The sequence below is a fragment of the Streptomyces sp. NBC_01257 genome (assembly GCF_035917255.1).
Classification (GTDB): Bacteria; Actinomycetota; Actinomycetes; order Streptomycetales; family Streptomycetaceae; genus Streptomyces.
Map to the genome: position 1 here is coordinate 5,189,882 of NZ_CP108472.1, position 24,112 is coordinate 5,213,993.

Genomic DNA, 24,112 nt, shown 5'->3' on the forward strand with positions numbered 1-24,112 from the left:
TCGCGCCCCCCTGCTCAACGTGCGTTGCCCGCCCCGTACATGATGACCCGACAAGCGGCGCACGGCCCAGTACATCGCGGTACCCGGCCGATCCGCGCGGGCGGCGCCGCCCTCCGCCGAAACCGTCCGCGTACACCGGTCTACGATCCGCCGAACCGGTCCAGCGCCCCCCGGACCGCCCGGCTCGTCGCCGCCCCGCCCAGGTGGCCCGCGTCCTCGATCACGGTCAGTTCCGCGTCCGACCACGCCTTCGCCAGCTCCCACGCGGTGACCGGCGGCCCGCCCATGTCGAGCCGGCCGTGCACCAGCACCCCCGGGATTCCCGCCAGCCGCCCCGCGTCCCGGATGAGGCCGCCCTCCTCAAGCCACGCACCGTGGGAGAAGTAGTGCGCGCAGATCCGCACCAGCGCCAGTTGGGCCCGGCCCGGCCGGCCGCTGTACGGGGGCGGTCCGGTGTACGCCTCCATGGAGAGCACCGCGTCCTCCCAGGCGCACCAGTCGGCCGTGGCCCGGGCCCGTACCTCCGGGTCGGGGCTCTCCGTCCGCCGGGCGTACGCGGCGAGCACGTCGGGCGTCGCGTCGCTCGCGGCCTCCGGCACCCCGGCACGGAACCGGTCCCACGCCTCGGGGAAGAAGTGGCCCGCGCCCCGGTACAGCCAGTCGATCTCGGAGCGACGGGTCGTGGTGACGGCCGGGATCACGATCTCGCTGACGCGCTCCGGGTGCCGCTCGGCGTACGCGAGGATCAGCGTGGAGCCCCAGGACCACCCGTACAGCAGCCACTTGTCGATGCCCAGCCGCACGCGCAGCCGCTCCATGTCGGCGATCAGACGGTCCGTCGTGTTGAACCGCATGTCGGCGGCCGGGTCGCTCGCGTGCGGGGTGGAGCGGCCGCAGTTGCGCTGGTCGAAGAGGACCACGCGGTAGCGGTCCGGATCGAAGTCCTGCCGGGGAGCGGGCGTGCACCCGGAGCCCGGACCGCCGTGGACCACCAGGGCGGGCTTGCCGGCGGGGTTGCCGCACACCTCCCAGTGGATGAGGTTGCCGTCGCCGACGTCGAGCATGCCCTGCTCGTACGGTTCGATCGGCGGGTACTTCTCGTCGGGCAGGCGTTCCATGCCAGGTGCTCCCTCTGGTCCTCAGCCCTTGACCGCGACGTGGTACGCGGAGGCCCACAGCACGGCCGCGGAGGCCAGGCCGACCGCGGCGCGCACGCTCTCGTCCGACAGGCCGGCCGCGACGAGCGCGAAGCCGGCGATCCCGACGACGGTCAGCAGTACGGCCGTTCCGTTGTACTGCCACTGGTCGTAGCAGCGCGCGAGCGGGAAGAAGTGCAGGCCCACCACGAGGGCGATGGCCGCGGGGATGAACTCGGGGCGGCCCGACGCGTTGGACGCCGCGATCACCGCGAAGACCGCCACGACCTCGACACCGTTCACGATGCCGACGGTGCGCGCCCAGTTCCGCGGGAGGTCCACCAGGCGGGGCGAGGGGGCGGCCCCCTTGCGGTAGGCGAGGAGGACCGCCGACGCGGTGAGCGCCACCGCGACGATTCCGACGGCCACGGCGGCACCCGACGACGCCAGCCCGGACGCACCGGCGAAGGCCCAGACGACGGCGAACACCGACAGCACGACGGTGCCCCGGCGGCGCAGACCGCGGGTCAGCGCGAGACATTCGGCGGCGTCCGGCGCGGCGGAGGCGGGCGCGCCGGAAGGCGCGGATATGCGCGGGCCGGAGACGGCGGAGGCGTCGGATGCACCGGAATCGTCGGACGGGCCCGGTGTCGCCGCCGGTTCCGGCGGCAGGGGCGTCGTGGGCGGTGTGGGCGTCATGGCCGGAGATTACAGCGATCATGCTGTCCGGCCGCCGGTTTTCCGGGGCCCGGTGGGCGCCGGGTGAGGCACCGCCCGGCGGCGTAGCCTGGGAATCGTGAATTCCACTCCCGCTCCCGAGGTCCTGGCCGTGCTCGGCGACCTGCTCGCCGCCGCCGCTCCCGACGATCGCGGAGCGCTGTGGCAACTGGCGCAGGAAGGACGGGAGTTGGACGCCAACCTGGTCCGTCTGCCGCCGGGCGCCGAGGTGGGGGAGCACCAGGAGGACGTCCTCGACGTCCTGCTCGTGGTCCTCGCGGGCGGCGGTCGCCTCACCCCGGGCGACGGCGGCGAGCCCCTCACCCTGGCGCCCACCACGGTCACCTGGCTGCCCCGCACCTCACGCCGCGCCCTGGCCGCCGGCCCGGACGGCCTCGCCTACCTCACGGTCCACCGCCGCCGCCCGGGCCTCGCGATCAAGCGCGGTCCGGCCCCGGCGGTGGCGTACGAGGGGGGCGAGGCGCCCTGCGCCCTGGACCGGGTCTGCCCCGAGTGCGGCCGGATGGCGCAGGAGCCGTCGCCGACGTACTGCAGCGCGTGCGGCGAACGCTTCCCCGACCGCTGACCGCTGCGGCGGGCTCAGTGGCGCGGCCGGCGGCGGCGTCCTTGCAGGAACACACCGGCGGCGACGAGCAGGAGTGCGCCGCTCGCGGCGTAGAGCGTGGTGGACGCCCCGGTGTCGGCGAGCCCGCCGCCCGGAGGCCGGTGGTGGTGCTCTCCGTCGCCGCCGTGCGGCGGGGTGGGCCGGGAGTGCGTGTGCGTCGGGGCCGGTGTCGGGGTCGTCGTCCCGTCGGTCGGCGTCGGCGTCGGTGTCGGGGTGGGTGTCGGCTCCTCCGTCGTCGGGGACGGCGACGGAGAGGGGGACGCGTCGTCGTCGCACTCGATGTCGGCGGCGAATGGGAACTCGTGGATCTCGCCCGCGTTCACGGACGTGGCACCGCCCTCGGTGAGCGGGCCGGCCGTCAGCTGCCGGGCCACGATCGTGCCCTCGATGTTGGAGGCGTCGATGTCGGTGAGGTGGGCGCGGGGCGCGTAGACCGTGCCCTCCAGCGAGTCGCCGTCCGCCATGGTGATGTCGGTGGCGTCGGGGAAGTTCCAGAGCATGTACGGGGCCTGGGCGCCCGACACTCCGGCGAGGGTCGGCATGTGCCAGGTGTACGTCCCGCCGGTCCCGGTGGTGTCGACGTCGACCACGAAGGGCGTGGTCGCGGTGGGCGGGGTGTCGAAGGTGATCTCGGCGAGGTTGTTCAGCTGCTCACCGGTGAGCCGGAGGACGTTCGTCCGCCCCTCGGTGAGGGTGACGTAGGCGTTGGTCCCGGCCGGGTAGCCGGTCTGGTCGGGGAGCGGGGTGCCGGTGTCGTCGCGCAGGACGACGTTGGTGTCGCACGTGTCGATCGCGTCCGAACGGTCCCGGAACTGCGCGAACAGGGCGTCCAGATCGGGGAGTCCGTCGGTGTCGAGGACCGAGAGGACCGGCTGGCGGACCGTCGTCTCGATGCGCGGGGTCGAGTTGTGGCCCGCGCCCTCGGCGACGACCTGGGTGTTGACGTCGGCACCGTTGGTGTCCGCGTCCACGACGGACGAGCCGGTCCGGTCGCCGATCTTCACGTAGCCGTCGCTGAGGACCTTCAGCACGCCCTGCGGCGAACTCGCGGCGTGGTCGGCCCGGCCCTTCACGAGCAGGGCCGTCGGCCGGGCGTCACCGGGCGCGGTGAACGTGCCGGGGGTGTGCAGGGCGACGTTGTACCCGGGCCCGTAGGTGAGGTTCCCCCCGATGGCCACGGAGCCCTCGGTCTCGGTGCTGCCCAGCGTGGCATCGTCCTGGACGAGGACCCCGAAGCCGTTGGAGCCGGCCAGCGGATTGCCCGAGTAGTCGGCGGCTGCGGGAGCGGCGAAGGCCAGGCAGAGGACGCAGACGGTCGCGGCGCCGGTGAGACGGGTGCGTTTCATGCCGGGGAACGTAAATGTGATGGTCGTGCCCCGAGGAACGGCGAGGCCGCAGGGTCACTCGCACGGCGGCCGCACTCCTTCCACTGGCGGGCGGCCGCTTGCCGGGGCACGGCGCGCACTCCGTCACGTCACCCCGGGTCCGTCCCGAACCGGATGGCCGGTGAAACTGATTCACCCGGTCCGCTCGTCCTCCTGATGAGCGAGGCGCGGGATCGAGGGAGCGGGGTGGATCGGATGGGCCGGGTGGACCAGGCGGACCAGGTGGGCCGGGCCGACCGGGCGGATCGGTCGGGCGGTGGCGCGACTCCGGTGACGGACGGCGCGGGGTCGCGTGTGCCGGGACGGCGGGCGGCGCGGTGGGCGCGGACCGGGTCGGCCTGGACACGGGGACGGGTGCTTGCCGCGGTCGCGGCGCTGACGGCGCTGCTGCTCGCGTTCCCCCGGGTGCTGCCGAACCGGCCCGGCCACTTGGGCAGTCTGCTGGAGGCGTTCCTGCCCTGGCTGGGCCTGGCCGTCGTCCCCCTGCTCGTCCTGGCCCTGCTGCGCCGCTCGTTCACCGCCCTGCTGGCGCTGCTGCTGCCGGTGGCGGCCTGGGCGTACGCGTTCGGCGGGCTGTTCCTCGCCGGGCCGGGGCCCGCCGAGGGCGACCTGGTCGTGGTGCAGCACAACGTGAGCGATGTGAACACGGACCCGGCGGGCACGGCCCGTACCCTGGCCGCGGCCGGACCCGACCTCATCGCGCTGGAGGAACTGGTCCCGGCGGCGCTTCCGGCGTACGAGAAGGCGCTCGCCCCGGAGTACCGCTTCCACGAGGTCCGGGGAACCGTCGGGATCTGGTCGAAGCACCCGCTGTCCGGTACGCGCGTGGTGGACATCAGGCCCAGGGGGATCGAGGGGGGCTGGAGCCGCGGTCTGCGCACCGTGGTCCACACCCCGCGCGGCGAAGTCGCCGCCTACGTGGCCCACTTGCCGTCGATCCGGCTGGGAGCGCGAGGCTTCGCCTCCTCCTGGCGGGACGAGAGCGCCCATCTGCTGGGCCGGGCCGTGGCCGCCGAGACGGTCGCCAAGGTGATCGTGCTGGGCGACCTGAACAGCACGGTGGACGACCGCGGCCTGAACCCGCTCACCTCTCAGCTGAACGTGTCGGAACGCGGTTTCGCGTTCAGCTTCCCCGCGTCCTTCCCGCTGGCCCGGATCGACCAGATCCTGGCCCGCTCGGCGACGGTCGGCCGTATCCACACCCTTCCGGCCACGGGCAGTGACCATCTGCCGATCACGGCCCGGATCACGCTGGGCTGAGCGCCCGGCAGGCCGCCGGCCGTCAGGAGGACGGCAGTTGGGTCTGTGTGATGATGCACGGATCATTGCCCGGCCCCGGGGTGAGGCCGGGTGCGTCACAGGGGGGGCAGTGTGAGCGAGGACGGGTCGTCCATACCGGACGAGGAGTGGGAGCGCTTCCTGCGGGACGCGGAGGCGGGGACTCCCGGCGCGCCCGAGGAGCCGTCGGCGCGGGCCCGGATGGTGGGGAACCGGCTGGAGGAGCGGTCCGGTCCGCCGGAGGGGTGGCGTACGCATCAGCCGCCGGTGCGGCCGGCCGGCCGGGTCCGGTACGTCGTCGGGTTCCTCGTGGCCGTCGCCCTGCTCGTCGTGGCGCTGGATCCCGGACGGGTGACCGGCTGGTTCGGCGGGGACGGGGGCGGGGACGGTGAGGTCACCGCGGTCATCACCACCGCGCCGGGGAGCCGGTCCGCGGACGAAGTGCCCACGCCCGACGATCCGTTCAGGGGCTCTCCCGCCACCGACTGGGAGGACGGGCCGGCCGCGCTCACCCTGCCCGAGGCGCGGGCCACGGGCTGGATGAGCAAGGCGCAGGTCGCCCGGGCGCTCGAACGGTCCCGGGACTTCATGACCGAGTCCAACCTCGACCCCGGGGTGCTGCGCGGGGAACGCCCCGACGAGGCGATCGCACTGATCAACCCCGAGCAGGAGGACGTCCAGCAGTACCTGGCCGCCGCACTCACCGCACCGAGCCGCAGGAACGATCCGCTGCGGATGTTCAGCCGCTTCGCACCGTCGAAGGCGCGTGTCGTCGGGGACGTGGTGAAGGCCCGCGGCAGCATCACGTACCGCGAAGGCAGGCGAGGCGCGGTCGAGGTGACCGCCGATGTCACCTTCGTCTATCCGGTCGTGCGGGCCGCCGGGGGGAGCGACGAGGTCACGCGCACCATCGTGCGCCGCGAGATCGTGATGGGCTGGGACGACCCGGCGAAGGTGATCACCGAACCGGGGACGTTCACCGTCGTCTCCTACCGCTCGCACACCGCCAACGGCGGCTGCGACAACCACACCGGTTACTACCTCCCCGAGTTCGCCGCCGAACGCGTCACCGGCGGCTCCGGGGAGGGTGCCGAGGCCGATCCGTACGACCGCGACACGACGATGGACGAACTCCTGCCGCAGGGCGCGGAAAGGAAGTGCGGAGTCGCCGGCCGGCTGTGACCGGTGACCCGCCCTTCAGCGCAGTACGGCCGTGAGCAGGTCGGTGCCCAGCTCCGTCAGGGCGGACAGGTCGAGGGTGTAGCGGACGTAGCGGCCGTCCCGTTGTGCCGTGAGCAGGCCCGCGCGGCGCAGGGCGGCAAGGTGGCGGGAGACCTCCGGGGGTGAGAGTCCCCAGGTGTGGGCCAGCTCGCGGGTGGTGTGGGGGCCGCGGGCCAGGGTGCGCAGCAGCCGCAGCCGGACCGGGTGCGCGAGTGCCGCCAGCCGCAGCGTCACCGTCTCCAGCGACACCGGCTCGGACGGACCGGGCTCGGCCACGGGGTACTGCACCACCGGCTGCCACCCGGGTGCGTGGACCGCCACCAGGTGCGGGCTGCCGAAGACGCTGGGGATGAACGTGACGCCCGTGCCGTGAGCGGTGGTCGCCTTGTCCTGCAGCTTGTCCACGACGATGCTGTCGCCGTCCGGTGCCAGGGTGACCGAGCCGGAGACGGCCGCGAGGGCTGCCCCGATGCCCTTGCGCCTCAGCAGGTCGTTCTTGACCCGCAGATCGGCGGCGAGCTGCGCGGCGATCCCCGCCCAGGCGGCGTCGAAGAACGCCTCGGCGCACATTTCGAGGGTGCGGCGCACACGCGCCCGCACCGAGGCCGGATCGGCCAGCAGCCGTTCCGCGAAGGCCTCCTGCTGTGCGCCGCGGGACTGGGCCAGGTCGAGGGCCCGCTCGCGCGCGGTCGCGTCGGTCAGGGGCGACGGTGTGCCGAAGTGGACCCGGTTGCTGCCGCACGCGGTGACGAGCGCGGCCGTCACGTACCGTTCGTCGCCGATCCGGTCCACGCCGTCCAGCTCCTCGGCGAGGGTGGGCCCGGGCCTGGACGGGACGAGGAAGTCGGCCTGCGAGGAACGCCAGAGGAACTCCGCCTCCCCCAGCCGCTCGGCCAGCTCGGGCCGCAGCCGCGCCCGGACGTCCGCGGCCCAGCCGGCCAGCCGCGGATGATGTGCGGGTGCGGCCAGCACGTGCAGCATCGCGGTCAGCTCGGCCAACGGGGAGGCGGTGAACCGCAGTCGCCCGGTCGGCAGGCCGCCGATGTCGATCCTCAACGTCACCCCGCCATCATCACCGACCGCCCGGCCGACGGCGTCATGGGTTGACGGACACCGTCAACCGACGCGGCCCGCCCCGGCGGCCGGACGCACCGTTGCCCCATGCCAACCACCACCAAGATCCGGCCGCACGTGCTCGTCCGGGCCTCCGGAGGCCGCCGCTATGTCGTCGCCCTGGCCGTGGACGCGCTCGGGACCGGCCTGCTGCGTCCCTTTCTGCTGCTCTACGGAGTGACCGTGCTGCGGCTGTCCGCGCCGGTCACCGGCATCGCCATGACGGCGGGCGTCGTCGTGGGCCTGGCGTGCACGCCCGGGGTGGGCCGGTGGCTGGACCGGGGCGCACGCAGCACGGTCGTGGCGGCGTCGATGCTGGTCCGGGTGCTGGGCGTGGTGCTGCTGCTGGTCACCCCGGCGGGAAACGCCTGGCTGTTCGCGACGGCGGCCCTCTTCCTCGGTATCGGCAACCAGGCGTTCCCCGCCGCCCACGCGGCCCTCGTCGCCACGATCGCCCGCGGCAGGGAACGCGACGTCGCTCTCGCGGGAGGCCGCGCCCTGCGCAACGCCGGCATGGGCGTGGGCGCGCTCGTCGCCCTGGCCTGCCTGGCGGGCGGCGCCGCCGCACTGCAGGCGCTGGCCGCCGTCACCGGGCTCGCCTATCTCGCGGCGGCGGCCCTGGCGTGGTCGGTCCGCCTCCGGGCACGTCCCGGCGCCGCCCCGGCCGCGGACGGGGACGACGGGCCCGCACCCCGGATGCGTACGCTGCTGGCCGCCAACGTGGTCTACGTCTTCTGCCTCAACGTTCCCGAGATCGCGCTCCCGCTGGTCCTGGTGACCCAGCTGGACGCCTCCCCGGCCTGGTCGGCGGTCATCTTCGTGGCGAACACGGTCCTGGTGGTCACCCTCCAGGTCCCGGTCACCGTCCTGACGTCCCGCTTCCCCCGGCGGACCGTGCTGTCCCTCGCCGGCGTCGTCCTCACCGCGTCCTACCTGGGCTTCCTTGCGGCGACCTCGCTGGGGGACGGCTGGGGTGCCCCGGCAGTCGCCGCGGTGTCCGTGGTGTGCACGCTCGGCGAGATCATCTACGCGGGCAGCGCCACCGCGCTCGTCACCGTCCTCGCCCCGGCCCACGCCCTGGGACGCACCCTGGCCCGCTTCCAGCTCTCCACGGGCCTCGGCCTCGCCGTCTCCCCGGCGGTCATCACCGCTCTCGCACCCCACGGCCCGGCAGCCCTCTGGGGCAGCCTGGCCGGAGCGACGCTCGTCTCCGCGGCCGCCGTACGGACGGACTGAGGCGTGACGGGCGGACCGCGTGCCCGGCAAGGGCTCAGGCGTGCAGGGCGGGACGGTAGACGAGCTCCTGGATGCTGCCGTCGAGGGTCCGCTGCTCGATGAGTTCGAGGTCGAAGTCGGCCGCGCCCCGGAAGATCGGCTCCAGACCGGTCCGGCCGGTGATCACGGGGAAGAGCGTCACCTGGACGCGGTCCACCAGACCGGCGGCCATCAGGGCCCGGTTCATCGACAGGCTGCCGTGCGAGCGCAACGGCACCGGGGACTCCTCCTTGAGCCGGGCGACGACATCGACGGCGTCGCCGCTCACGACCTGCGCGTCCGGCCAGTCGAGGGGCTCCTCCAGCGTGGTCGACACCACGGTGGCCGGGAGGCTCCGCATCCGGGTGACCCACGGGTCACGCACATCGGAGTCCGCGGTGCTCGACGCCAGCATCTCCGCGAACGCGCGGTACGTGTGGGCCCCGAGGACCATCCGCTGCTCCTCGGCGTACAGCGCGAGGCGGTGGTCGAGGAGCTCGGGGCCCTGCTTGCCCCAGTAGCCGGTCCAGTCGCCGCCGGCGGCGCCGTAGCCGTCGAGGCTGGAGAAGATGTCGAAGGTGTAGGCGACGGTCATGATGCGCTCCTCGACTGCGGTGGGTCAGATAGGTGCGGATATACACGTACAGACCGGTGGCCGCACCGAAACTCATCGATCGGCGCGTCGCGCTCCGCAGGAGTAAAGGTGCCGCCGTACGCGTTGTCGGCACGATGACCAACGCCGATGACCGACGTCGATGGGACGGGAGCCGATGAGCCTCCGGCAGTACGAGTACGCCCTGGCCGTTGCCGAGGAGGGCTCGGTGACGGCGGCGGCGGAGCTGCTGCGCGTCGCGCAGCCGTCGGTGTCCCAGCAGATCCGCGGCCTGGAGCGGGAACTCGGCGTGCAGCTGTTCGCCCGTACGCCGACCGGGCTGGTGCCCACCGTCGTCGGCCGCGCGTTCCTGCGGGAGGCGGAGGTCGCGGTGAGCGCCTCGCGGCGGGCGCGGGCGACGGCGCGGGCCGGCGCGGACGACGTGGTGGGTGAGCTGGTGGTCGCGGCGCAGATGGGCTTCGGCACGCGGCAGTTGCCGGGTGCGCTGAGCACACTGCGGCGCCGCTACCCGCGGCTGGAGGTCACCGTCTTCGAGGAGCCGAGCTCCGCGGAGCTGGAGCGGCTGTGCCGGCGGGGCGTGCTGGACCTCGCGCTGATGGCGGCGTGCGAGCGGAGCCCCGCCGACGCCCACCACCTCGGCGACGAGGAGTTCGTCGTGGTGCTGGGCGCCGGGCACCGGCTGCTCGCCGCGGACCGGGTCGGGCTGGACGCGCTGGAGGGCGAGTCGTGGGTGAGGTTCGACCGCGACAGCGCACTGGACGGGGTGCTGCTGAGCGTGGCGCGCGACAACGGACTGACCCCGGCCACGGCCGCCCGCGTGTCCCAGACGGCGACGGCCGTGCGCTGGGCCGCCCACGGGCTGGGAGTGACCCTGGTCCCGGCCTCCGCCGTGCCCGAGGGCTACGAGCAGCTCGTCCGTCCGGTGCTCCCGGCCGTGTCCCAGCCCGTGATCGCGGTGGTCCGGCAGGGCGCGGGCCCGGCGGAGACGGCCCTGCTCGAACTCCTGCGTGCGGCGGCGTGGTCCGAGCCCGAGCCCGTCTCACCGGTGTCCTGACGGCGGCGACGGTGAGGGCCTCAGCCCCGGGGGAACTCACCACCGTCCACCACGAGATCACTTCCGGTCACCCAGCTCGCCCGGTCGGACACGAGGAACAGCACCGCCTGGGCGATGTCGTCGGGCCGGCCGTCGCGCCCCAGCGGCACGGCGGTGACCTCCTGGCTCTGCGCGGGGTCCAGCCGGGCCCACTGCTCCCGCGTCGCCTCGCCGCCCGGGGTGGCGACACGGCCCGGGGTCACGGTGTTGACCCGGATTCCCGACGGAGCCAGCTCTGATGCCAGCCCCCGGCTGTAGTTCTCCAGCGCGGCCTTCGCGGCCGTGTAGTGCAGGAACGGCGGGGGAGTGGCCGGCACCGCGGCCGAGGAGATGTGCACGATCGCCCCCGAACGGCGTTCCCGCATCTCCGGCACCAGCAGCGCGTCGAGCCGTACCGACGCCAGGAAGTTCAGCTCCAGCGCCTCCTGCCACGCCTCGTCGGGAATGGCCGCAGAGCCCGGGTACGGCTGCGCCCCACCCGCGTTGTGCACGATGACGTCCACCCCGCCGAGCACGTCCTGAACGCTCACGGCGAGCGCCTCCGCACCGGCCCGCGTCCGGACGTCCGCCGCCACGAAGGAGGCCCCCTCCGGCACCGTGTCCGTCGCCGACCTGGCGGTCGTGAGCACCTGGGCACCCGCATCGAGGAGCCGGCGCACGACGGCCGCCCCGATGCCGCGGGAACCACCTGTGACCAGGGCCCGCTTTCCCGCGAGTTCACGCGTTCCCGATTCGATTCCGATTGTGGTCATGCCACCGGTTCCTTTCGACTGCGTGAATATCCGCCCGACGGAAAAGGGCCCCATATTCGGGCGGGCTCCTGGTCGAGCTGTTTCACGGTACGTTCGGAAAAGAAGGGGGGCAAAGACGAATTTTCAGCAGGGGGTATAGGGAATCCCTATACCGTCAGCGAGGGGTGGGTGCGCTATTTCTTCGGTGCCAGCGTGCGCACGACGCAGAACTCGTTTCCCTCGGGGTCTGCCATGACCACCCAGCTGCGGCCGGGGCCCTGGCCCACATCCGTGGTCGTGGCGCCGAGGCCGAGGAGCCTGGCCACCTCGTCCTCGGTGCTGCGGTCGATGGGACTGACATCGAGGTGAAGCCTGTTCTTCCCGGCTTTCTTGGTCTCGGGAACCCGGATGAAATGCAGGGTGGGCGGCATCTGGCGGGCCTGGATGTCCTCGATGGTCGGCTCCCAGGAGCTGATCTCGACCTTGTCCTCGCTCCGGTCGATCACCTGGAATCCAAGGACCTCGCACCAGAAGGCGGCGAGTATCCCCGGATCGTGGCAGTCAATGGTCAGCTCGGTGAATCTGCTGGTCATGGCTCTTTCCCGGTTCGTTGGCGCGGAAGACGGGACCGGCTACGTCCCGTTGTCGCGGTTCAAGCGGTAGTTGACGACGAACATCAGGTACAGCACGGCGAGCACACCGGACACACGCGCCGGCAGACCCTCGGCGGAGGGCACGCGATAGGGGATGCGCGCCGCCTTGATCTTGGCCTTCGCGCGGGTGATCCGCCGCCCCATGGCGGTCTCGGTGACCAGGAAGGCACGGGCGATCTCGAGCACGGTCAGACCGCCGACCATGCGCAGTGTCAGCGCCAGGCGGGACTGCATCGCCAATGCCGGATGGCAGCAGGTGAAGATCAACCGCAGCCGGTCGTCCTCGATGACGGCAGCGGTCTCGGGCGGGTCGTCGTCGTGTGTCATCCGAGCCTCCCGGTGCTTGTCGTCGCGCTTGCTCTCGCGCCGGATCCAGTCGAAGGCCTAACGGCCGGCGGTGGTGGTCAGCCAGGCGCCGGGGTTGGGCGGTACGCCGTCGGCCGGCCAGCGCTCGACGGCGGTCGCGAACGCCTCGCCGCCTCCTCGGCAATGCCGAGGTCACCGAAGCGCCTGGCCAGGACGGAGACCAGCCGGGCCCACACCTCGTGGTGGGCCCGGGCGATCGCCTCCTCGACCCCACTCACCGGAACGGCCGCACCTCGACCTTGCGGTTACAGACCTTCGACTCCTCGGAGGCGAGCCTGAGCGCGACGTCCAGATGGGCGCGCCTCCCACCCCCAGACCCCTGCCACGAGGTCACCGCGGAGAACGGTCGTGTCCTCCCAGCGGGGATCAGTGAGCGTGGTCGAGGCGACGTACTTGGGGGTCTGGCCCAAGGCCGTCCCGATGGGGTGGGCGCGCATCTGGTCGATCGATCCCCAGGAGCCGGCGAACAACTCGTAGGTGCGCCGGCCGAACGGGAACGCCTCGGCCCGCTGGTAGGTCTCCGCAATGAATGCCCTGGTGTCGTCGTCGCCCTTCCCCAGGCCCATCCACCGCGCTCGAACCCATCCGGGTGGTCGCCGGTGGGGGCGCCGTTGTTCTGCACGACACCATCGATGGAGATCTGGGTCATGGTGGTCAGCTTCATGATCGCTGGTCCTTTGCCTGGGCGTGCCGCGCCTGGTGCGTGGCCTCCTCCTTGGCTACGAACGCCACCGCCCCGATCCGACACCGCCGCCCGCATTTCTTCGAAGCACCTTCGGGACGAGTTCAGGTCGGGCGAGTACGGCTGCAGTAAGTACGGTTCGATGTCGTCGACATGGGCGGCGAGCTGGTCGCGGGGCGTGGCCCATCGCCCTCGCACAATCGGACCACCGCCCTGTACAACTTCCCCATGACCTCGTATGTCTGATCGTTCGGCGCGTGCTGGATCCGTGCCGCTCGACCCTTCGGAGGATTCCTTGATGTCGCTCACCCCACAACGGTGCCTCGCCGCCGCTGTGATCACCGTCCTCGCGATCACCGCAGGCGCTGACCTGACCGCCACCGCTGCCGCCGCGGCGCCCGGCGGCAGCTCGGTCATCGCTCGGGCGGAGCAGGACGGCGTCATCCGCATTCCGGCAGGCTCCGCGCTCTACGGCGTCGGATTGACCGGCTTCCTCACTGGATCCAACGATGCGAACGGTACGTACCGCTACCGTTGGACGCGCCTTGCGGACGGCGCCACGACAGAGCTCGCGGGCCGAGCGTACGGATCTGCCTCGGACACCGTTCTCGTCGCGGAAGGGGACGCCTACGTCCTGTACGACATGGCGGGCGGTGGCAAACCCGTACGCATCGCACGGACCTCTCTGGCCGGCAGCGAGAAGTTCTACCGGATCCTCGGCTCCACCCTCCTCATGACTGCCGACAACACGGCGGGGGGCACCGATCTGCACCTGGTCTCCGTGAGCAACGGCGAGCTGACGGACCGGAAGGTTGCCGGCCTGCCCCCTTCCGCCACGGAAGTCCTCGCGGACAGCGACTCCCCTGCCGGCACCGCTCTCCTCCGATACAAAACGCCGACCGGTCCGGGGATCGCCCTGGTGAGCATCGCCACGGGCTCCGTGCTGGAATCCCGTGAATTTCCCGCGTCCACGCTGCTGAGCGATGTTGCCGCTTCGGAGAAACACATCGCCTGGGCTGACTTCACCAGCGGAGCGGGCGCGGCGCTGTCCGTCGCCGCGCGCGGGTCCGTGGACGTGCAGCGCACCGACGTGGGCGAGGACGATCTCTCCGTCGATCTGCTGGACGACTGGGTGCTGTCAGCGCTCCGGGACGGGGCCACGGCCACCTCCCCGAGCCCCCGGATCGCGCTCAGCGCGCGCTCCACGAAGACCGGCTCGACCGTCCACCTGATGGACTACGCCAAGACGTTGCTTCCCTCGCCCGACGGGACTCTTCTGGCGCAGGGCGGGACCCTGGAGCACGGCGAGGGGTTGTACCGGATCGCGCTCAACGACGACGGCGCGCCCGTAGCCACACTTGTCGCCAGCACCGGCGAGCCGACGGCGCTCACCATCCGGAGCGTCACCGTCCCCAAGGTGATCGACAGAGACGGGGCATTCAATCTCGGTGTCGCCCTGGGTGCGAATGTCAGCCGGGGCAGCGTGAGTCTCGACGTCGAGGTGACCCATGTGGCCTCCCAGCGGCGGTGGTCCGGTCAGGGGCGGTCGGTCGGATCGGGCGGAATGGTGGCCCCCGCGACCGTCGTTGTCAACTGGGCCGGGGATGTCGAGCCTCGGGCGGACGAGCGGACCAGCTATGTGGCCGCACCCAACGGCACCTACACGTATCGGATGAAGGTCGCCCCGCTGAACGGTGTCGGCCCGGCCGTGGAAACCACCGGTACCTTCACCGTGGCCCGCAAACCCAAGCCCCACGACTTCAACGACGACGGTACGCCGGACCTGCTGGGCATCGACTCCGCGGGGCGGCTGAACCGGTACGGCACCGTCCTCGACCCGTTCCCCGGGGTGCTCTGGACGGGGCGTTCGGTGATCGGAACCGGCTGGAACATCTATGACTGGCTGGGGGCTCCAGGCAACCTCGGCGGTACAGCCCACGGGGACGTGCTGGCACGCGACAGGAGCGGCGCCCTCTGGTTGTACGAGGGGACCGGCACACCCGACAAGCCGCTCGGGCCGCGCAAGCAGGTCGGCCACGGCTGGGGCATCTACAACAAGCTCGCCGCGGGCAGCGATGTCAATGGCGACGGTCGGCCCGATCTCCTCGCCACCGACAAGTCCGGTGTCCTGTGGCTGTACAAGGGCACCGGGAACGCCAAGGCGCCCCTGTCGCCCCGGGTGAAGGTCGGCACGGGAGGCTGGGGAATCTACAACCAGATAGTCGCTCCCGGCGACCTGGGCGGCGCCAAGGCGGGCGATCTGCTCGCCCGCGACTCGGCGGGCGTGCTGTGGCTGTATCTCGGCAAGGGAGACGGAACCTTCGCCGCCCGCACCAGGGTCGGCGGTGGCTGGAACGTGTACACCCGCCTCATCGGTATCGGCGACTTCATGAACGACGGACCTCCCGACCTCATCGCCTACCAGCCGGGCCACACCCCGTTCCTCTACAAAGGCCGTGGTGACTGGCGCGCCCCCTTCGGGAAGCGCGAGGACACGTTCAACTCACTGAGCCCCGCCCCCGGCGAGTTCACTCAGTTCTTCTGACATGGCACGTGGCCGCCAGGAGGCGAACAGCAGAGATCGGGCCCGCGTCGTAATCTCGGCGATCTCCTCCCACATCCGGCGGAACGCCCGGAGCAGGGCCTTCTGTACAGCGTGGAAGCGGGCGGCTTCCTGCTCGGAGTAGGGCAGCACTGCTCGGCGGCCAACCCAAACGGCCGCCCGGTCTCGGCCTAGCGCCTGGTGGTTGCCGTCGAGTACGTCCGGGTTGGCCGCGGCGGCCACCAAATCTCGGTGACCGCCCGGTGGGCCCGGACGTGCGTGGCCGTCTTCTCTCGTCCTCGGTGCTGCGGTCGATGGGACTGACATCGAGGTGAAGCCTGTTCTTCCCGGCTTCCCTGGCCTCGGGCGCCCGGACGAAATGCAGGGTGAGCGGCATCTGGCGGGCCTGGATGTCCTCGACGGTCGGCTCCCAGGAGCTGATCTCGACCATGTCCTCGCGCCGGTCGATCACCTTGAATCCAAGGACTTCGCACCAGAAGGCGGCGAGTATCTCCGGATCCTGGCAGTTGACGGTCAATTCGGTGAATCTGCTGGTCATGGCTTTTTCCCGGTTCGTTGGCGCGGACGGGACCGGTGATGTTCCGTTGTTGTGGTCAAGCGGTTGTTGACGACAGAGCGGCCGTGAAACGGTCGCCGTCCCGTGCCGGCCGCAGCGTGATCCTAGTGACCCGCTGACCGGCCGTGCCGAACTCGATCGTGGCGAGGGGATGGCCGCCGGGGGCGATGACGTACACCGGCCTGTCGCCGAGGGTGAGCGTGCAGACCGCCTGAATGCGGTCGCGGAAGCGCACGGTCTCGGTGGCGATGTCGACGGCACCGACGACGACGGTGCGGGCGCCGCGAGGCAGGAGCGCGGCGTCGGCGTCGCGGACGCTGTCGGGCGCGAGCAACTGGAGCATCCTGCGGGTGTCCCCGGTCCGGGCCGCCGCCAGGAAGGCCTCGACGATCTCCGGGTCCGGGATCTCCGGGTCCGCCCGGCCTTCTCGCTCCAGGGCGTGCGGGGTTCCGCCGAGGCGTTGCCGGGCCCTGCTGGCGTGCTTCTTGGCACTGGACACGGTCCCGTCCAGTACGTGAGCGATCCGGTCGAACGGTACGGAGAACAGGTCGTGCAGAACGTAGGCGACCCGCTGGGGCGGGGTCAGCTGGTTCAACAGGACCATGAGCGCCCGGGAGACGTCCTCCGTGCGGAGGACCGCCTCGTCGGCGACCAGTTCCGCGGCCGGGACGGCGTCCGCGAGCAGTGGCGCTTCGTTACGACGGCGCCGGGCGCGCAGCTCGTCCAGGCAGATCCTGGCGGTGACCGTCGTGAGCCACGCCGACGGGTTCTCGATCGGCGGTGACGACCGGGCGGCCATGGCCCGCAGCCACGCCGTCTGGACGGCGTCCTGGGCGTCATGGGCCGAGCCGAGCATGCGGTGGGCAGCCGACAGCAGATGCGGTCGTGCGGTCTCGAATTCCTCGACCGTGATCGGCATGGGTGTCACCTTTCGGGTCCGGCCGGCGTCAGGACGGTCGGACAACCCATTCCTGCTCGCCTCCCGAGGAGATGACACCGTCATGATCCTACTGACCGTCGCCACTGTTGCGTGCGTCGTCGCGAACGCGTTCATCGCGATCGCGGACTACGCGCGGGCACCCTTCGTACTCGCGAACTCCGCGGGGGTCGGAGTACCGCCGGCCGCGGTGCCCTACCTGGCCACCCTCAAACTCGCGGGCGCCGTCGGCCTCGTCGTCGGGCTGCTCGGGGTGCCCTGGCTGGGCCTTGCGGCAGGAATCGGCCTCACCGTGTTCTTCGTCGGCGCGGTCCTGGCCCACGTCCGCGCGCGTGTCTTCCGGAACATCGCGTTCCCGGGCGGCTACCTGCTGCTCGCGGTCGCCGCCACCGCCTATTTCGCGATCAAGCTCTGACCCGGGCGAACCAGGTGGCCCGCCCTGGACGACCGGTCAGGCGTCGGGGTCGACTTCGGGGTGCGTGAACCGCACGGGCCTGCCCAGCGACCGGGCGTAGGCGATTTCGGCCCGCGTGCTGTCGCCGATGTAGTCACCGACCACGAGTACCTCGTCAGCGAGCCGGATCTTCGCCCGGTGCAGATCGTCGAGCCGGACCTTCAGTGCCTCGGCCTCGACGGGATCGGACCGGAGTTCGTGCGGCGACTTCATGTCGCAGCCCGGTTTGACGACAATCCTTCCGGCCTTGGTCTCCCGCAGATCGGCCTCGTTCATCTCGGCCATGAAGCGGGTGGAGCCGCAGACCACGACGATACGAGGGAGGCTCAACAGCTTCTTCGCGTCGGCGAGCCTCTCCTCGGCGGTGAGCGGTTGCGGGGACGGCACGGGTTCCTCCTGGTCCTCCGGTCACTGACCCCTGCAAAGGGATTACCTAGTGCGCGATCCCGTCGATCAGGTCCCGCGCGCCCTGGCGCAGCAGGGCGACGGCGACGGAGGTGCCGAGGGTGGCGGGGTCGAGGCGTCCGGCCCACTCGTGGGCGTTCAGGACGGTCTTCCCGTCCGGGGTGAAGACCTTGGCCCGCAGGGCGAGTTCGCCGTTCCCCTCGACCTGCGCGTACCCGGCGATCGGGCTGTTGCAGTGCCCCTGGAGAACGTGCAGGAACATGCGCTCGGCCGTCGCCTCGCGGTGCGTGGCGGGATCCCCGAGCGCGCTCACGAGGTCGATGAGCGCGGTGTCGCCCTCACGGCACTGAAGCGCCAGGATCCCCGCACCGATGGGCGGGCACATCACCTCGGGCGTCAGGATCTCGGAGATCACGTCGGTGCGCCCGATGCGTTCCAGACCGGATACGGCCAGGAGCAGCGCATCGGCCTCCCCCGCGGCGAGCTTCTCCAGGCGCCGGTTGGCGTTGCCCCGCATCGGTACGCAGTCCAGGTGCGGGTGGGAGGCGGCGAGTTGGGCGATGCGCCGGACGGACGAGGTGCCGATCCGGGTGCCCTGCGGGAGCTGGTCGAGGTGGAGGCCGGCCGGGTGGATGAGCGCGTCCCGGACGTCGTCGCGCTTGAGGAACGCCGCGAACGTCGTACCGGCGGGCAGGGGCCGGTCGGCCGGGATGTCCTTGACGCAGTGCACCGCGAGATCGGCGTCACCGGCGAGCAGCGCCTGGTCGACCTCCTTGGTGAACGCGCCCTTCCCCTCGACCAGGGCCAGGTCGCCCATCCACTTGTCGCCGGTCGTCTTCACCGGGACGACCTCGGTGCGGACGTCGGGGTACAGCGCGGCCAGCTCGGCGCGTACGCGCTCGACCTGAGCGAGCGCCATGGGCGAATCACGGGACACGATACGAACGAGATCAGCGGCCATATCACCACGATAGCCCTCGGGGAAGAGGCCCCGGCGGATATCGAAGCGGCGGCCCGTCCCAGGACGGAACTTCGGCCCCTGCTACGTTCCGGAATCATGAACAGCACTGTGTACGTGGGAAACGCGGGCAAGGACGCGGCGCTGGACCGGGGCTGGCTGCTCGGCCACTTCAAGGACGCCAACGATCCTCGGCACAGCGAGGACGTGGAGATCAAGTGGGGTGTGCACCCGCCGGGCGACGAGCGGGCCCAGTGGGTGACCGGCGAGGCGCGCACCGCTCTGCTGGTCCTGATCAGCGGCCGTTTCCGGGTGGAGCTGCCCGGACGCAGCGTGCTCCTGGCCGAGCAGGGGGACTATGTCGTGTGGGGGCACGGCGTCGACCACTCCTGGTTCGCCGAGGAGGAGTCCGTGGTGCTGACGGTCCGCTGGCCGTCCGTGCCCGGCTACAAGGTGCCCGACGCATCCGATCACACCGGGCCGGGGCACCCCGGAGGAGCTACGACGCCGCGTACGTGAGGAAGCGCGACCAGGCGGCGGGGGAGAGCGCGAGCGCGGGGACGGTGAGGTCCTTGGAGTCGCGGACGTGGATGGTGTGGGGGCAGGTGGCGACCTCTACGCAGTTGCCGCCGCCTTCGCCGCTGTACGTGGACTTGGTCCAGGAGAGGGCCACCTCTACGCAGTCGCCGCCGTTCGGGGCGCTGTAGCTGCTCTTGAACCACTTCAGGTCAGTGCTCATAGTCCTTCTGCTATCTGCTTGATCAGCCCACGCGACTCTTCAAGCCCGTGAGCCTGGGTCCGGAGCATGCCATACGTCGCAAACAAGTCTCCCAGTTGGGGTTGTTCACTGACAACGAAGTTCCGTCCCTGCACCTCCAGATACGCCAGCCGTCGCCGGTCGTCGGTCTCCAGCAGCACGAAGGGTCCGGCCATTCCGACGTGCGTCTCCCGGTGGGGAGACATCACCTGGATGTGCACATTCCGCAACTCGCTCACTTCAAGAAGGTGCTGAAGCTGCGCTCGGTGCACGTCTCGTCCGCCGATAGGGCGAGTGACCGCGCTGATTTCCAGGATGAAGCTGATGTCCGGCAGCGGCTTGCGCGTCAGCAGGGTCTGTCGTGCAAGGCGCCCGGCCACCAGTCGTTCGATCTCGTCATCGTCGAGGGGCGGGCAGACTCCCTGGTGCAGGGCGTGCGCGTGCGCCTCGGTCTGTAGCAGGCCGGGCATGGTGCTGGACTCGTACTGGTACCGCGCCACCGCCTTGGCTTCCTCCTCGGCGAACGGCTCGAACCAGGTGGCCACGCTGCTGAACTTCAACTGCACCGCCGCAGCGATCAGAGCACCGTTCGCACCGAGCGCCGCATCGGCCAGTGGGACGAAATCCCCCTTCGGCGGCCGCTGCCCCCGCTCCACCATCGCCACCTGCGACTTGGAGAACCCGATCCTGCTCCCTAACCCCTCCTGCGAGAGTCCGGCCAGTTCGCGGTAATGCCGCAACAACGCCCCGAACATCTCGGCAGTCCCGCCACCGGTACTACTGGGGTGCACACCCTCACCTCCAAGTACACAGCAGTGCACAGATGCCTTGTGTCCCTGGTCACCGTACGTGTGGGCGCCGACGCTTTACGTATGGAACCGAAAAATTCACCGGACCCGATGCCCTCCTGGATTCCCGCCACCGGGCACGCCCTGCGGCACGCCGGGATTCACTTCGACGCCGTGCGCGTCATCGGTGTTCTGGGGGAACAAGTCGCATACGAAGTCATGCAGTTCACGGACTTCGCTGCCGGACCCGTGGTCCGCTCGCACATCGGCGAACGCAGCATGTACTTCCTGCTGCCGCCCGGGAGTGCTCGTGCGTACCGATGGCCCGTCGGGGCCGAGGCGTTGGTGCGGGAAGGGGGTGCCTTCGTCGGGGTGCCCGCCCTGCACGGACTGACGTACCCGCTGGACTGGCGTTCGCTGCCCACGGCGCAAGTCCCGTTCGTAGACGCGGAACTGCTGTTCGAGCTGCTGTGCAAGGTGGTCGACGAGCAGAAACCTGCTGTACGGTGATCGCGTCATTACGCTCCGTGCGCCTCAGCGCATGGGGCGGCCCCCGGCGGTGCTACCAACACCAATCCGAGGGCCTTCACCCCACGATGGATTGCATAGAGGTCCACCGAGAATGCTCTGTCATGCTATCTCGCCGTCCCACGGCTACGTGAAGGCCGCGCACGACATCGTGCGGCATCCGCGCCTCGGCAGCGACGCGAAGATCTTGATCGCCTATGTGCAGGGACTGCCCGAGAAGTGGGCCGGCAAGGCCCTCAGCGAGCATGCCAAGAAGCTCGGCATCACCGGGCGGGCCTACCAGAAGGCCAAGAGTCAGCTCAAGGCCAACGGGTTCGTCCACGAGTGGCGGCGGCAGGGTGACCGTGGGCTGTGGGTGACCGATCAGCTCCTCTCCAACGTGCCGCTCTCCGACGACGAAGCCCGCCGGGTCCGGGACGGCGAGGCGGCCTCGCCGAAGGTCCGGCCGAGTGAGCGGAATCCGGCCGTCGGCCATCCGGGTGCCCGGTTCGTCGGTGGTTACCTACCGGTGGATGAAGAACTCGGGAAGAACTCATCCCACCCACCCACCGAAGATCCGGAGTGTGGCGGCAAGTCTGCGGGCGCCGAACCCACGGATCCGCAAGTCGCCGAGGCCGAGCGCGTCTTGCTTTCCCTCCGGCACGCGGACCTTCAGCTGCGACTCGGCGTCCACGAGGCACGCAGTCTGGCCGGGACGGCAGCCGACTGGCTTCGGCGCGGGGTGAACGCGGCCGAGTTGCGGCACGCGCTCAGCAGGGGGCTGCCCGAGGGCGGGGTCCGGTACGCCTGCGGGTTCCTGCGCAAACGGCTCGTACGCATGATGCCGGAGCCACTGCGCGACGAGCCGCCCGCATCCGTTCCGCCTGCCCCGCCCGCCGTCAGGCAGGTCATCGCCTGCCAGGCGGCGGAGGAGGGTGCCGAACACGTCTTCCGGCCCAGGGGCGACGAGACGGTGTGCGGGCCGTGCTCCCGGGAGGCCGCGTGGGAGGCGCACACGGCCAGATGGGAACCGCCGCCCTTCGACGAGAACTTCAAGGCGCCCGAGCCGTTGCCCTGGCGTGAGCGTGTCGCGGCCATCCGGGCCGCGGACGCCGAGGACGTCGGAGTGGCCGGGTGAAGCGTACGGCCGTTCGCCGGTGTGGCGGTTCCGCCGTCGGTGCGGTGGAGCGAGGAGAGTGGACCGGGGGCCCGGGGACTCGGGGGCCCGGGGGCCGGACGGACTGAGGAGGACCGGTGGTGGATGTAGCAGTGGAGCTGTGGAACGGAGCGAGGGCGGCGCGGGAACCCGGCGGGGTGCGCGCACAACTCATGGCGGCCGGGCGCACGTTGTTCGCCGTGTACGGCTATGCCCATACCTCCGTCCAGGACCTGTGCGCCGCGGCGCACGTGGAAGTGCGGGACTTCTACCGCGAGTTCGCGTCGCGCGAGGCCCTGCTCGTCGATCTGTACGACGACGTCGCGACCCGCGGGATGCGGGCGTCCGAGGTGGAGCTGACCGCCGAGGGCATGGATACGTGTCCGACCGAGGAGCGGGTCCGCAGGCTCTTCGACGCCTACGTCCGGGCCGTCACGCGGGACCCGCAGGAGGCGCGGGTCGCGTTCGTCGAGGTGCTCGGGGTGAGCCGGGAGATGGACGAGCACCTCACGATGTGGCGGTCGGTGTGGACGGAGTTCCTGACGCAGGAGGCCGAGCGCGCCAGGGGGCGCGGTCACGGGGTCGACGGTGACCTCGACGTCGTGGTGAAGGTGCTGACCCGGTCCGTCGACGAGCTCCTCGCACATCACGGCCGCCGGCCGCGCCAGGTGCCGCCCGCCTGGCTGACCAGTGAGTTCACCCGGCTGTCCATGGCCATGATCGGACCGGCGGACGGGTCGGCGGCCGGGGTGGCGGACGCCGTCTCCGGTTGACAACACCGCTTGCCGGGTTGGCAAATGGAACCATGGCAGCGGATGAGGCAGGCACAGAAGACAGCGCGATGGGGGACGACGAGCTCACGTCCGTCCTGACCGGCGTCGGGCCCCGGCTGCGCGCGCTGCGCACCGAGCGCGGGACGACGCTGGCGCAGCTGAGCGAGACGACCGGGATCTCGCTCAGCACGCTGTCCCGGCTGGAGTCCGGCGGCCGCAAACCCACCCTGGAACTGCTGCTCCCGCTGGCCAAGGCGTACGGGGTGCAGCTGGACGAGCTGGTCGGCGCCCCGGACACCGGGGACCCGAGGGTGACGTTCCGGCCGTTCAAGCGGCACGGCATGACGTTCGTGCCGCTGACCCGGCACCTCAGCGGGGTGAACGCGTACAAGCAGGTGATGCCCGGCGCGACGGGCACGGAGGGGCCCGTCGAACAGCGGGTGCACGAGGGCTACGAGTGGCTGTACGTGCTCTCGGGGCGGCTGCGGCTGGTGCTTGGTGAGCACGATCTCGTGCTCACGGCGGGAGAGGTCGCCGAGTTCGACACGCACACCCCGCACTGGTGGGGTGCCGCCGGGCCGGAACCGGTGGAGTTCCTCAGCCTGTTCGGACCGCAGGGCGAGCGGATGCACGTACGGGCGAAGCCGACGGGGAAGGGATGAGGGGGCGGCCCGCCGCCGGTTCGGCGGGTGCGTACGGACCGCCCAGCCCCCACGCCTGGTGCATCGCGTCGGCGTAGGCGGCCGCGAGCCGGTGTTCGCCGGACGGGCCGGGGTGCGTGCCGTCGTACGTGTCCGTGTGGATGTCGTAGCCCGGCGGGCGCGAGGCGAGCAGGAGCGGGGACATCGGCTCGTCCAGGTCGGCGACCGTCTTGGCGAGCAGTTCGTTGAAGCGGGCGCACTCGGCGGCGAAGGGGGCGTCGGACTCGGCGCGGATGTTCGGTATGACGGGGAGCAGCACGCATCTGATGTGCGGGTTCGCCGTGCGGGCCGCGCTGAGGAAGGCGCGGGCGTTCAGCGCGGTCTGCTCGCTGTCCGTGTAGAAGCCGAGGTCTATCAGGCCGAGCGAGACGAGCAGGACGTCCGCCCGGTGGGCGGCGACCGTGTCCGCGATGACGGGGGCCATGTGCAGCCAGCCCTCGCCCCAGCCGGCCAGGTGGCGGCGGGCTTCGGCGGGGAAGCCGGGGACCGCGTACGCGGTCGAGACGGGCGTGCCCGTATCGGTGTCGTACAGCTCGGTGCGCGGGCCGACGATCGCGTACGGGCCGTCGAAGGAGGTTTCCAGGTGCTGCCACAGGCGGTAGCGCCACGTGAAGTCGCCGGCGCGCCCGATGGTCATGGAATCGCCGACGCACATGAAACGCATGGCGCCATCATGGCGGATCATGGCTC

Annotated in this window: 27 protein-coding genes and 1 pseudogene; 13 read left to right on the forward strand and 15 right to left on the reverse strand. The window is 71.3% G+C overall.

Features of this window, described 5'->3' with window-relative positions:
- Window positions 1–140: 140 nt before the first annotated feature.
- Window positions 141–1,118 carry a prolyl aminopeptidase gene (gene pip / locus OG408_RS22400; RefSeq protein WP_326671578.1) on the reverse strand — a complete coding sequence of 326 codons (978 nt, stop codon included), beginning with the start codon at window positions 1,116–1,118 and terminating at the stop codon, window positions 141–143.
- A gap of 21 nt (window positions 1,119–1,139) precedes the next feature.
- Window positions 1,140–1,835 carry a hypothetical protein gene (locus tag OG408_RS22405; protein WP_326671580.1) on the reverse strand — a complete coding sequence of 232 codons (696 nt, stop codon included), beginning with the start codon at window positions 1,833–1,835 and terminating at the stop codon, window positions 1,140–1,142.
- Window positions 1,836–1,932: 97 nt separating this feature from the next.
- On the opposite strand from OG408_RS22405, the gene OG408_RS22410 reads away from it, so the two are divergent.
- Window positions 1,933–2,439 (forward strand): hypothetical protein, encoded by a 507-nt coding sequence (locus OG408_RS22410; RefSeq protein ID WP_266781220.1) that lies wholly within the window; start codon window positions 1,933–1,935, stop codon window positions 2,437–2,439.
- Window positions 2,440–2,453: 14 nt separating this feature from the next.
- Here OG408_RS22410 and OG408_RS22415 read toward each other — a convergent pair whose 3' ends face one another.
- Window positions 2,454–3,824, reverse strand: coding sequence for a choice-of-anchor A family protein (locus tag OG408_RS22415; protein WP_326671582.1), 1,371 nt, complete (start codon window positions 3,822–3,824; stop codon window positions 2,454–2,456).
- A 393-nt stretch (window positions 3,825–4,217) separates the two neighbouring features.
- On the opposite strand from OG408_RS22415, the gene OG408_RS22420 reads away from it, so the two are divergent.
- The gene (locus OG408_RS22420) at window positions 4,218–5,123 is read left to right on the forward strand and encodes an endonuclease/exonuclease/phosphatase family protein (RefSeq protein ID WP_442806058.1); all 906 of its coding nucleotides are present in this window, start codon (window positions 4,218–4,220) and stop codon (window positions 5,121–5,123) included.
- A 111-nt stretch (window positions 5,124–5,234) separates the two neighbouring features.
- Window positions 5,235–6,323 (forward strand): hypothetical protein, encoded by a 1,089-nt coding sequence (locus tag OG408_RS22425; RefSeq protein ID WP_326671584.1) that lies wholly within the window; start codon window positions 5,235–5,237, stop codon window positions 6,321–6,323.
- Window positions 6,324–6,338: 15 nt separating this feature from the next.
- Here the strand turns inward: OG408_RS22425 and OG408_RS22430 are convergent, their stop codons facing one another.
- Complete coding sequence (locus OG408_RS22430) at window positions 6,339–7,424, reverse strand: helix-turn-helix domain-containing protein (protein ID WP_326671586.1); 1,086 nt, start codon at window positions 7,422–7,424, stop codon at window positions 6,339–6,341.
- A gap of 99 nt (window positions 7,425–7,523) precedes the next feature.
- On the opposite strand from OG408_RS22430, the gene OG408_RS22435 reads away from it, so the two are divergent.
- On the forward strand, window positions 7,524–8,711 hold the full coding sequence (locus OG408_RS22435) for an MFS transporter (RefSeq protein ID WP_266781228.1): 1,188 nt from the start codon (window positions 7,524–7,526) through the stop codon (window positions 8,709–8,711).
- A gap of 34 nt (window positions 8,712–8,745) precedes the next feature.
- Here the strand turns inward: OG408_RS22435 and OG408_RS22440 are convergent, their stop codons facing one another.
- Entirely contained in the window at window positions 8,746–9,324 is a 579-nt protein-coding gene (locus OG408_RS22440; RefSeq protein WP_285569988.1) for a dihydrofolate reductase family protein, read from the reverse strand.
- 175 nt (window positions 9,325–9,499) lie between these two features.
- On the opposite strand from OG408_RS22440, the gene OG408_RS22445 reads away from it, so the two are divergent.
- The gene (locus tag OG408_RS22445; protein ID WP_285569985.1) at window positions 9,500–10,396 is read left to right on the forward strand and encodes a LysR family transcriptional regulator; all 897 of its coding nucleotides are present in this window, start codon (window positions 9,500–9,502) and stop codon (window positions 10,394–10,396) included.
- Window positions 10,397–10,416: 20 nt separating this feature from the next.
- On the opposite strand, the gene OG408_RS22450 is transcribed toward OG408_RS22445, so the two are convergent.
- From OG408_RS22450 to OG408_RS22460, 3 genes are all read right to left on the reverse strand, one after another.
- Window positions 10,417–11,187 (reverse strand): SDR family oxidoreductase, encoded by a 771-nt coding sequence (locus OG408_RS22450; RefSeq protein WP_326671590.1) that lies wholly within the window; start codon window positions 11,185–11,187, stop codon window positions 10,417–10,419.
- Between the two features lie 173 nt (window positions 11,188–11,360).
- Window positions 11,361–11,759 (reverse strand): VOC family protein, encoded by a 399-nt coding sequence (locus OG408_RS22455; protein ID WP_326671592.1) that lies wholly within the window; start codon window positions 11,757–11,759, stop codon window positions 11,361–11,363.
- Window positions 11,760–11,798: 39 nt separating this feature from the next.
- On the reverse strand, window positions 11,799–12,146 hold the full coding sequence (locus OG408_RS22460) for a sigma factor-like helix-turn-helix DNA-binding protein (protein WP_326671593.1): 348 nt from the start codon (window positions 12,144–12,146) through the stop codon (window positions 11,799–11,801).
- Between the two features lie 387 nt (window positions 12,147–12,533).
- Here OG408_RS22460 and OG408_RS22465 point away from each other — a divergent pair, with 387 nt between their 5' ends.
- Both OG408_RS22465 and OG408_RS22470 read left to right on the forward strand, forming a co-directional pair.
- A complete protein-coding gene (locus tag OG408_RS22465) occupies window positions 12,534–12,662 on the forward strand; it encodes a hypothetical protein (protein ID WP_326671595.1) in 129 nt (42 codons plus the stop codon).
- A gap of 503 nt (window positions 12,663–13,165) precedes the next feature.
- Window positions 13,166–15,412, forward strand: a complete 2,247-nt coding sequence (locus OG408_RS22470; RefSeq protein WP_326671597.1) for an FG-GAP-like repeat-containing protein — start codon at window positions 13,166–13,168, stop codon at window positions 15,410–15,412.
- Window positions 15,413–15,671: 259 nt separating this feature from the next.
- On the opposite strand, the pseudogene OG408_RS22475 reads toward OG408_RS22470, so the two are convergent.
- A pseudogene (locus tag OG408_RS22475) lies at window positions 15,672–15,968 on the reverse strand (VOC family protein); the annotation flags it as partial.
- A 55-nt stretch (window positions 15,969–16,023) separates the two neighbouring features.
- Window positions 16,024–16,905: a sigma-70 family RNA polymerase sigma factor gene (locus tag OG408_RS22480; protein WP_326671599.1), complete on the reverse strand. Its 882-nt coding sequence runs from the start codon at window positions 16,903–16,905 to the stop codon at window positions 16,024–16,026.
- An 82-nt stretch (window positions 16,906–16,987) separates the two neighbouring features.
- On the opposite strand from OG408_RS22480, the gene OG408_RS22485 reads away from it, so the two are divergent.
- Entirely contained in the window at window positions 16,988–17,338 is a 351-nt protein-coding gene (locus OG408_RS22485; RefSeq protein ID WP_285569975.1) for a DoxX family protein, read from the forward strand.
- Between the two features lie 36 nt (window positions 17,339–17,374).
- On the opposite strand, the gene OG408_RS22490 is transcribed toward OG408_RS22485, so the two are convergent.
- Both OG408_RS22490 and hemC read right to left on the reverse strand, forming a co-directional pair.
- Entirely contained in the window at window positions 17,375–17,764 is a 390-nt protein-coding gene (locus OG408_RS22490) for a hypothetical protein (RefSeq protein ID WP_326671602.1), read from the reverse strand.
- 46 nt (window positions 17,765–17,810) lie between these two features.
- On the reverse strand, window positions 17,811–18,743 hold the full coding sequence (hemC, locus tag OG408_RS22495) for a hydroxymethylbilane synthase (protein WP_326671604.1): 933 nt from the start codon (window positions 18,741–18,743) through the stop codon (window positions 17,811–17,813).
- Window positions 18,744–18,839: 96 nt separating this feature from the next.
- On the opposite strand from hemC, the gene OG408_RS22500 reads away from it, so the two are divergent.
- Window positions 18,840–19,259 (forward strand): signal peptidase I, encoded by a 420-nt coding sequence (locus tag OG408_RS22500; protein WP_326671606.1) that lies wholly within the window; start codon window positions 18,840–18,842, stop codon window positions 19,257–19,259.
- On the opposite strand, the gene OG408_RS22505 is transcribed toward OG408_RS22500, so the two are convergent.
- Together OG408_RS22505 and OG408_RS22510 are read right to left on the reverse strand one after the other, a co-directional pair.
- Window positions 19,240–19,479 carry a DUF397 domain-containing protein gene (locus tag OG408_RS22505; protein ID WP_266781248.1) on the reverse strand — a complete coding sequence of 80 codons (240 nt, stop codon included), beginning with the start codon at window positions 19,477–19,479 and terminating at the stop codon, window positions 19,240–19,242. The genes OG408_RS22500 and OG408_RS22505 overlap by 20 nt on opposite strands.
- Window positions 19,476–20,288, reverse strand: coding sequence for a helix-turn-helix domain-containing protein (locus OG408_RS22510; RefSeq protein WP_442806059.1), 813 nt, complete (start codon window positions 20,286–20,288; stop codon window positions 19,476–19,478). Before OG408_RS22510 ends, OG408_RS22505 begins: the two co-directional genes overlap by 4 nt.
- 81 nt (window positions 20,289–20,369) lie before the next feature.
- On the opposite strand from OG408_RS22510, the gene OG408_RS22515 reads away from it, so the two are divergent.
- The 4 genes from OG408_RS22515 to OG408_RS22530 all read left to right on the forward strand — a co-directional run bounded on the left by OG408_RS22515 (window position 20,370) and on the right by OG408_RS22530 (window position 23,383).
- Window positions 20,370–20,795: a hypothetical protein gene (locus tag OG408_RS22515; RefSeq protein WP_326671609.1), complete on the forward strand. Its 426-nt coding sequence runs from the start codon at window positions 20,370–20,372 to the stop codon at window positions 20,793–20,795.
- Between the two features lie 112 nt (window positions 20,796–20,907).
- The gene (locus OG408_RS22520; protein ID WP_326671611.1) at window positions 20,908–21,930 is read left to right on the forward strand and encodes a hypothetical protein; all 1,023 of its coding nucleotides are present in this window, start codon (window positions 20,908–20,910) and stop codon (window positions 21,928–21,930) included.
- 116 nt (window positions 21,931–22,046) lie between these two features.
- Complete coding sequence (locus OG408_RS22525; protein ID WP_326671613.1) at window positions 22,047–22,721, forward strand: TetR/AcrR family transcriptional regulator; 675 nt, start codon at window positions 22,047–22,049, stop codon at window positions 22,719–22,721.
- Between the two features lie 68 nt (window positions 22,722–22,789).
- A complete protein-coding gene (locus tag OG408_RS22530; RefSeq protein WP_266786345.1) occupies window positions 22,790–23,383 on the forward strand; it encodes a helix-turn-helix domain-containing protein in 594 nt (197 codons plus the stop codon).
- Here the strand turns inward: OG408_RS22530 and OG408_RS22535 are convergent.
- Window positions 23,319–24,086 carry a GDSL-type esterase/lipase family protein gene (locus OG408_RS22535; RefSeq protein ID WP_326671615.1) on the reverse strand — a complete coding sequence of 256 codons (768 nt, stop codon included), beginning with the start codon at window positions 24,084–24,086 and terminating at the stop codon, window positions 23,319–23,321. The two genes, OG408_RS22530 and OG408_RS22535, sit on opposite strands and share 65 nt — an antisense overlap.
- Window positions 24,087–24,112: the final 26 nt, after the last annotated feature.

Coding starts and splice junctions, on each gene's coding strand:
- OG408_RS22500 (WP_326671606.1), top strand. CDS start 18,840: ATGAACAGCACTGTGTACGTGGGAAACGCGGGCAAGGACGCGGCGCTG.
- OG408_RS22460 (WP_326671593.1), bottom strand. CDS start 12,146: ATGACACACGACGACGACCCGCCCGAGACCGCTGCCGTCATCGAGGAC.
- OG408_RS22455 (WP_326671592.1), bottom strand. CDS start 11,759: ATGACCAGCAGATTCACCGAGCTGACCATTGACTGCCACGATCCGGGG.
- pip (WP_326671578.1), bottom strand. CDS start 1,118: ATGGAACGCCTGCCCGACGAGAAGTACCCGCCGATCGAACCGTACGAG.
- OG408_RS22445 (WP_285569985.1), top strand. CDS start 9,500: ATGAGCCTCCGGCAGTACGAGTACGCCCTGGCCGTTGCCGAGGAGGGC.
- OG408_RS22505 (WP_266781248.1), bottom strand. CDS start 19,479: ATGAGCACTGACCTGAAGTGGTTCAAGAGCAGCTACAGCGCCCCGAAC.
- OG408_RS22535 (WP_326671615.1), bottom strand. CDS start 24,086: ATGCGTTTCATGTGCGTCGGCGATTCCATGACCATCGGGCGCGCCGGC.
- OG408_RS22485 (WP_285569975.1), top strand. CDS start 16,988: ATGATCCTACTGACCGTCGCCACTGTTGCGTGCGTCGTCGCGAACGCG.
- OG408_RS22515 (WP_326671609.1), top strand. CDS start 20,370: ATGGAACCGAAAAATTCACCGGACCCGATGCCCTCCTGGATTCCCGCC.
- OG408_RS22450 (WP_326671590.1), bottom strand. CDS start 11,187: ATGACCACAATCGGAATCGAATCGGGAACGCGTGAACTCGCGGGAAAG.
- OG408_RS22440 (WP_285569988.1), bottom strand. CDS start 9,324: ATGACCGTCGCCTACACCTTCGACATCTTCTCCAGCCTCGACGGCTAC.
- OG408_RS22530 (WP_266786345.1), top strand. CDS start 22,790: ATGGGGGACGACGAGCTCACGTCCGTCCTGACCGGCGTCGGGCCCCGG.
- OG408_RS22480 (WP_326671599.1), bottom strand. CDS start 16,905: ATGCCGATCACGGTCGAGGAATTCGAGACCGCACGACCGCATCTGCTG.
- OG408_RS22415 (WP_326671582.1), bottom strand. CDS start 3,824: ATGAAACGCACCCGTCTCACCGGCGCCGCGACCGTCTGCGTCCTCTGC.
- OG408_RS22435 (WP_266781228.1), top strand. CDS start 7,524: ATGCCAACCACCACCAAGATCCGGCCGCACGTGCTCGTCCGGGCCTCC.
- OG408_RS22405 (WP_326671580.1), bottom strand. CDS start 1,835: ATGACGCCCACACCGCCCACGACGCCCCTGCCGCCGGAACCGGCGGCG.
- OG408_RS22470 (WP_326671597.1), top strand. CDS start 13,166: ATGTCGCTCACCCCACAACGGTGCCTCGCCGCCGCTGTGATCACCGTC.
- hemC (WP_326671604.1), bottom strand. CDS start 18,743: ATGGCCGCTGATCTCGTTCGTATCGTGTCCCGTGATTCGCCCATGGCG.
- OG408_RS22520 (WP_326671611.1), top strand. CDS start 20,908: ATGCTCTGTCATGCTATCTCGCCGTCCCACGGCTACGTGAAGGCCGCG.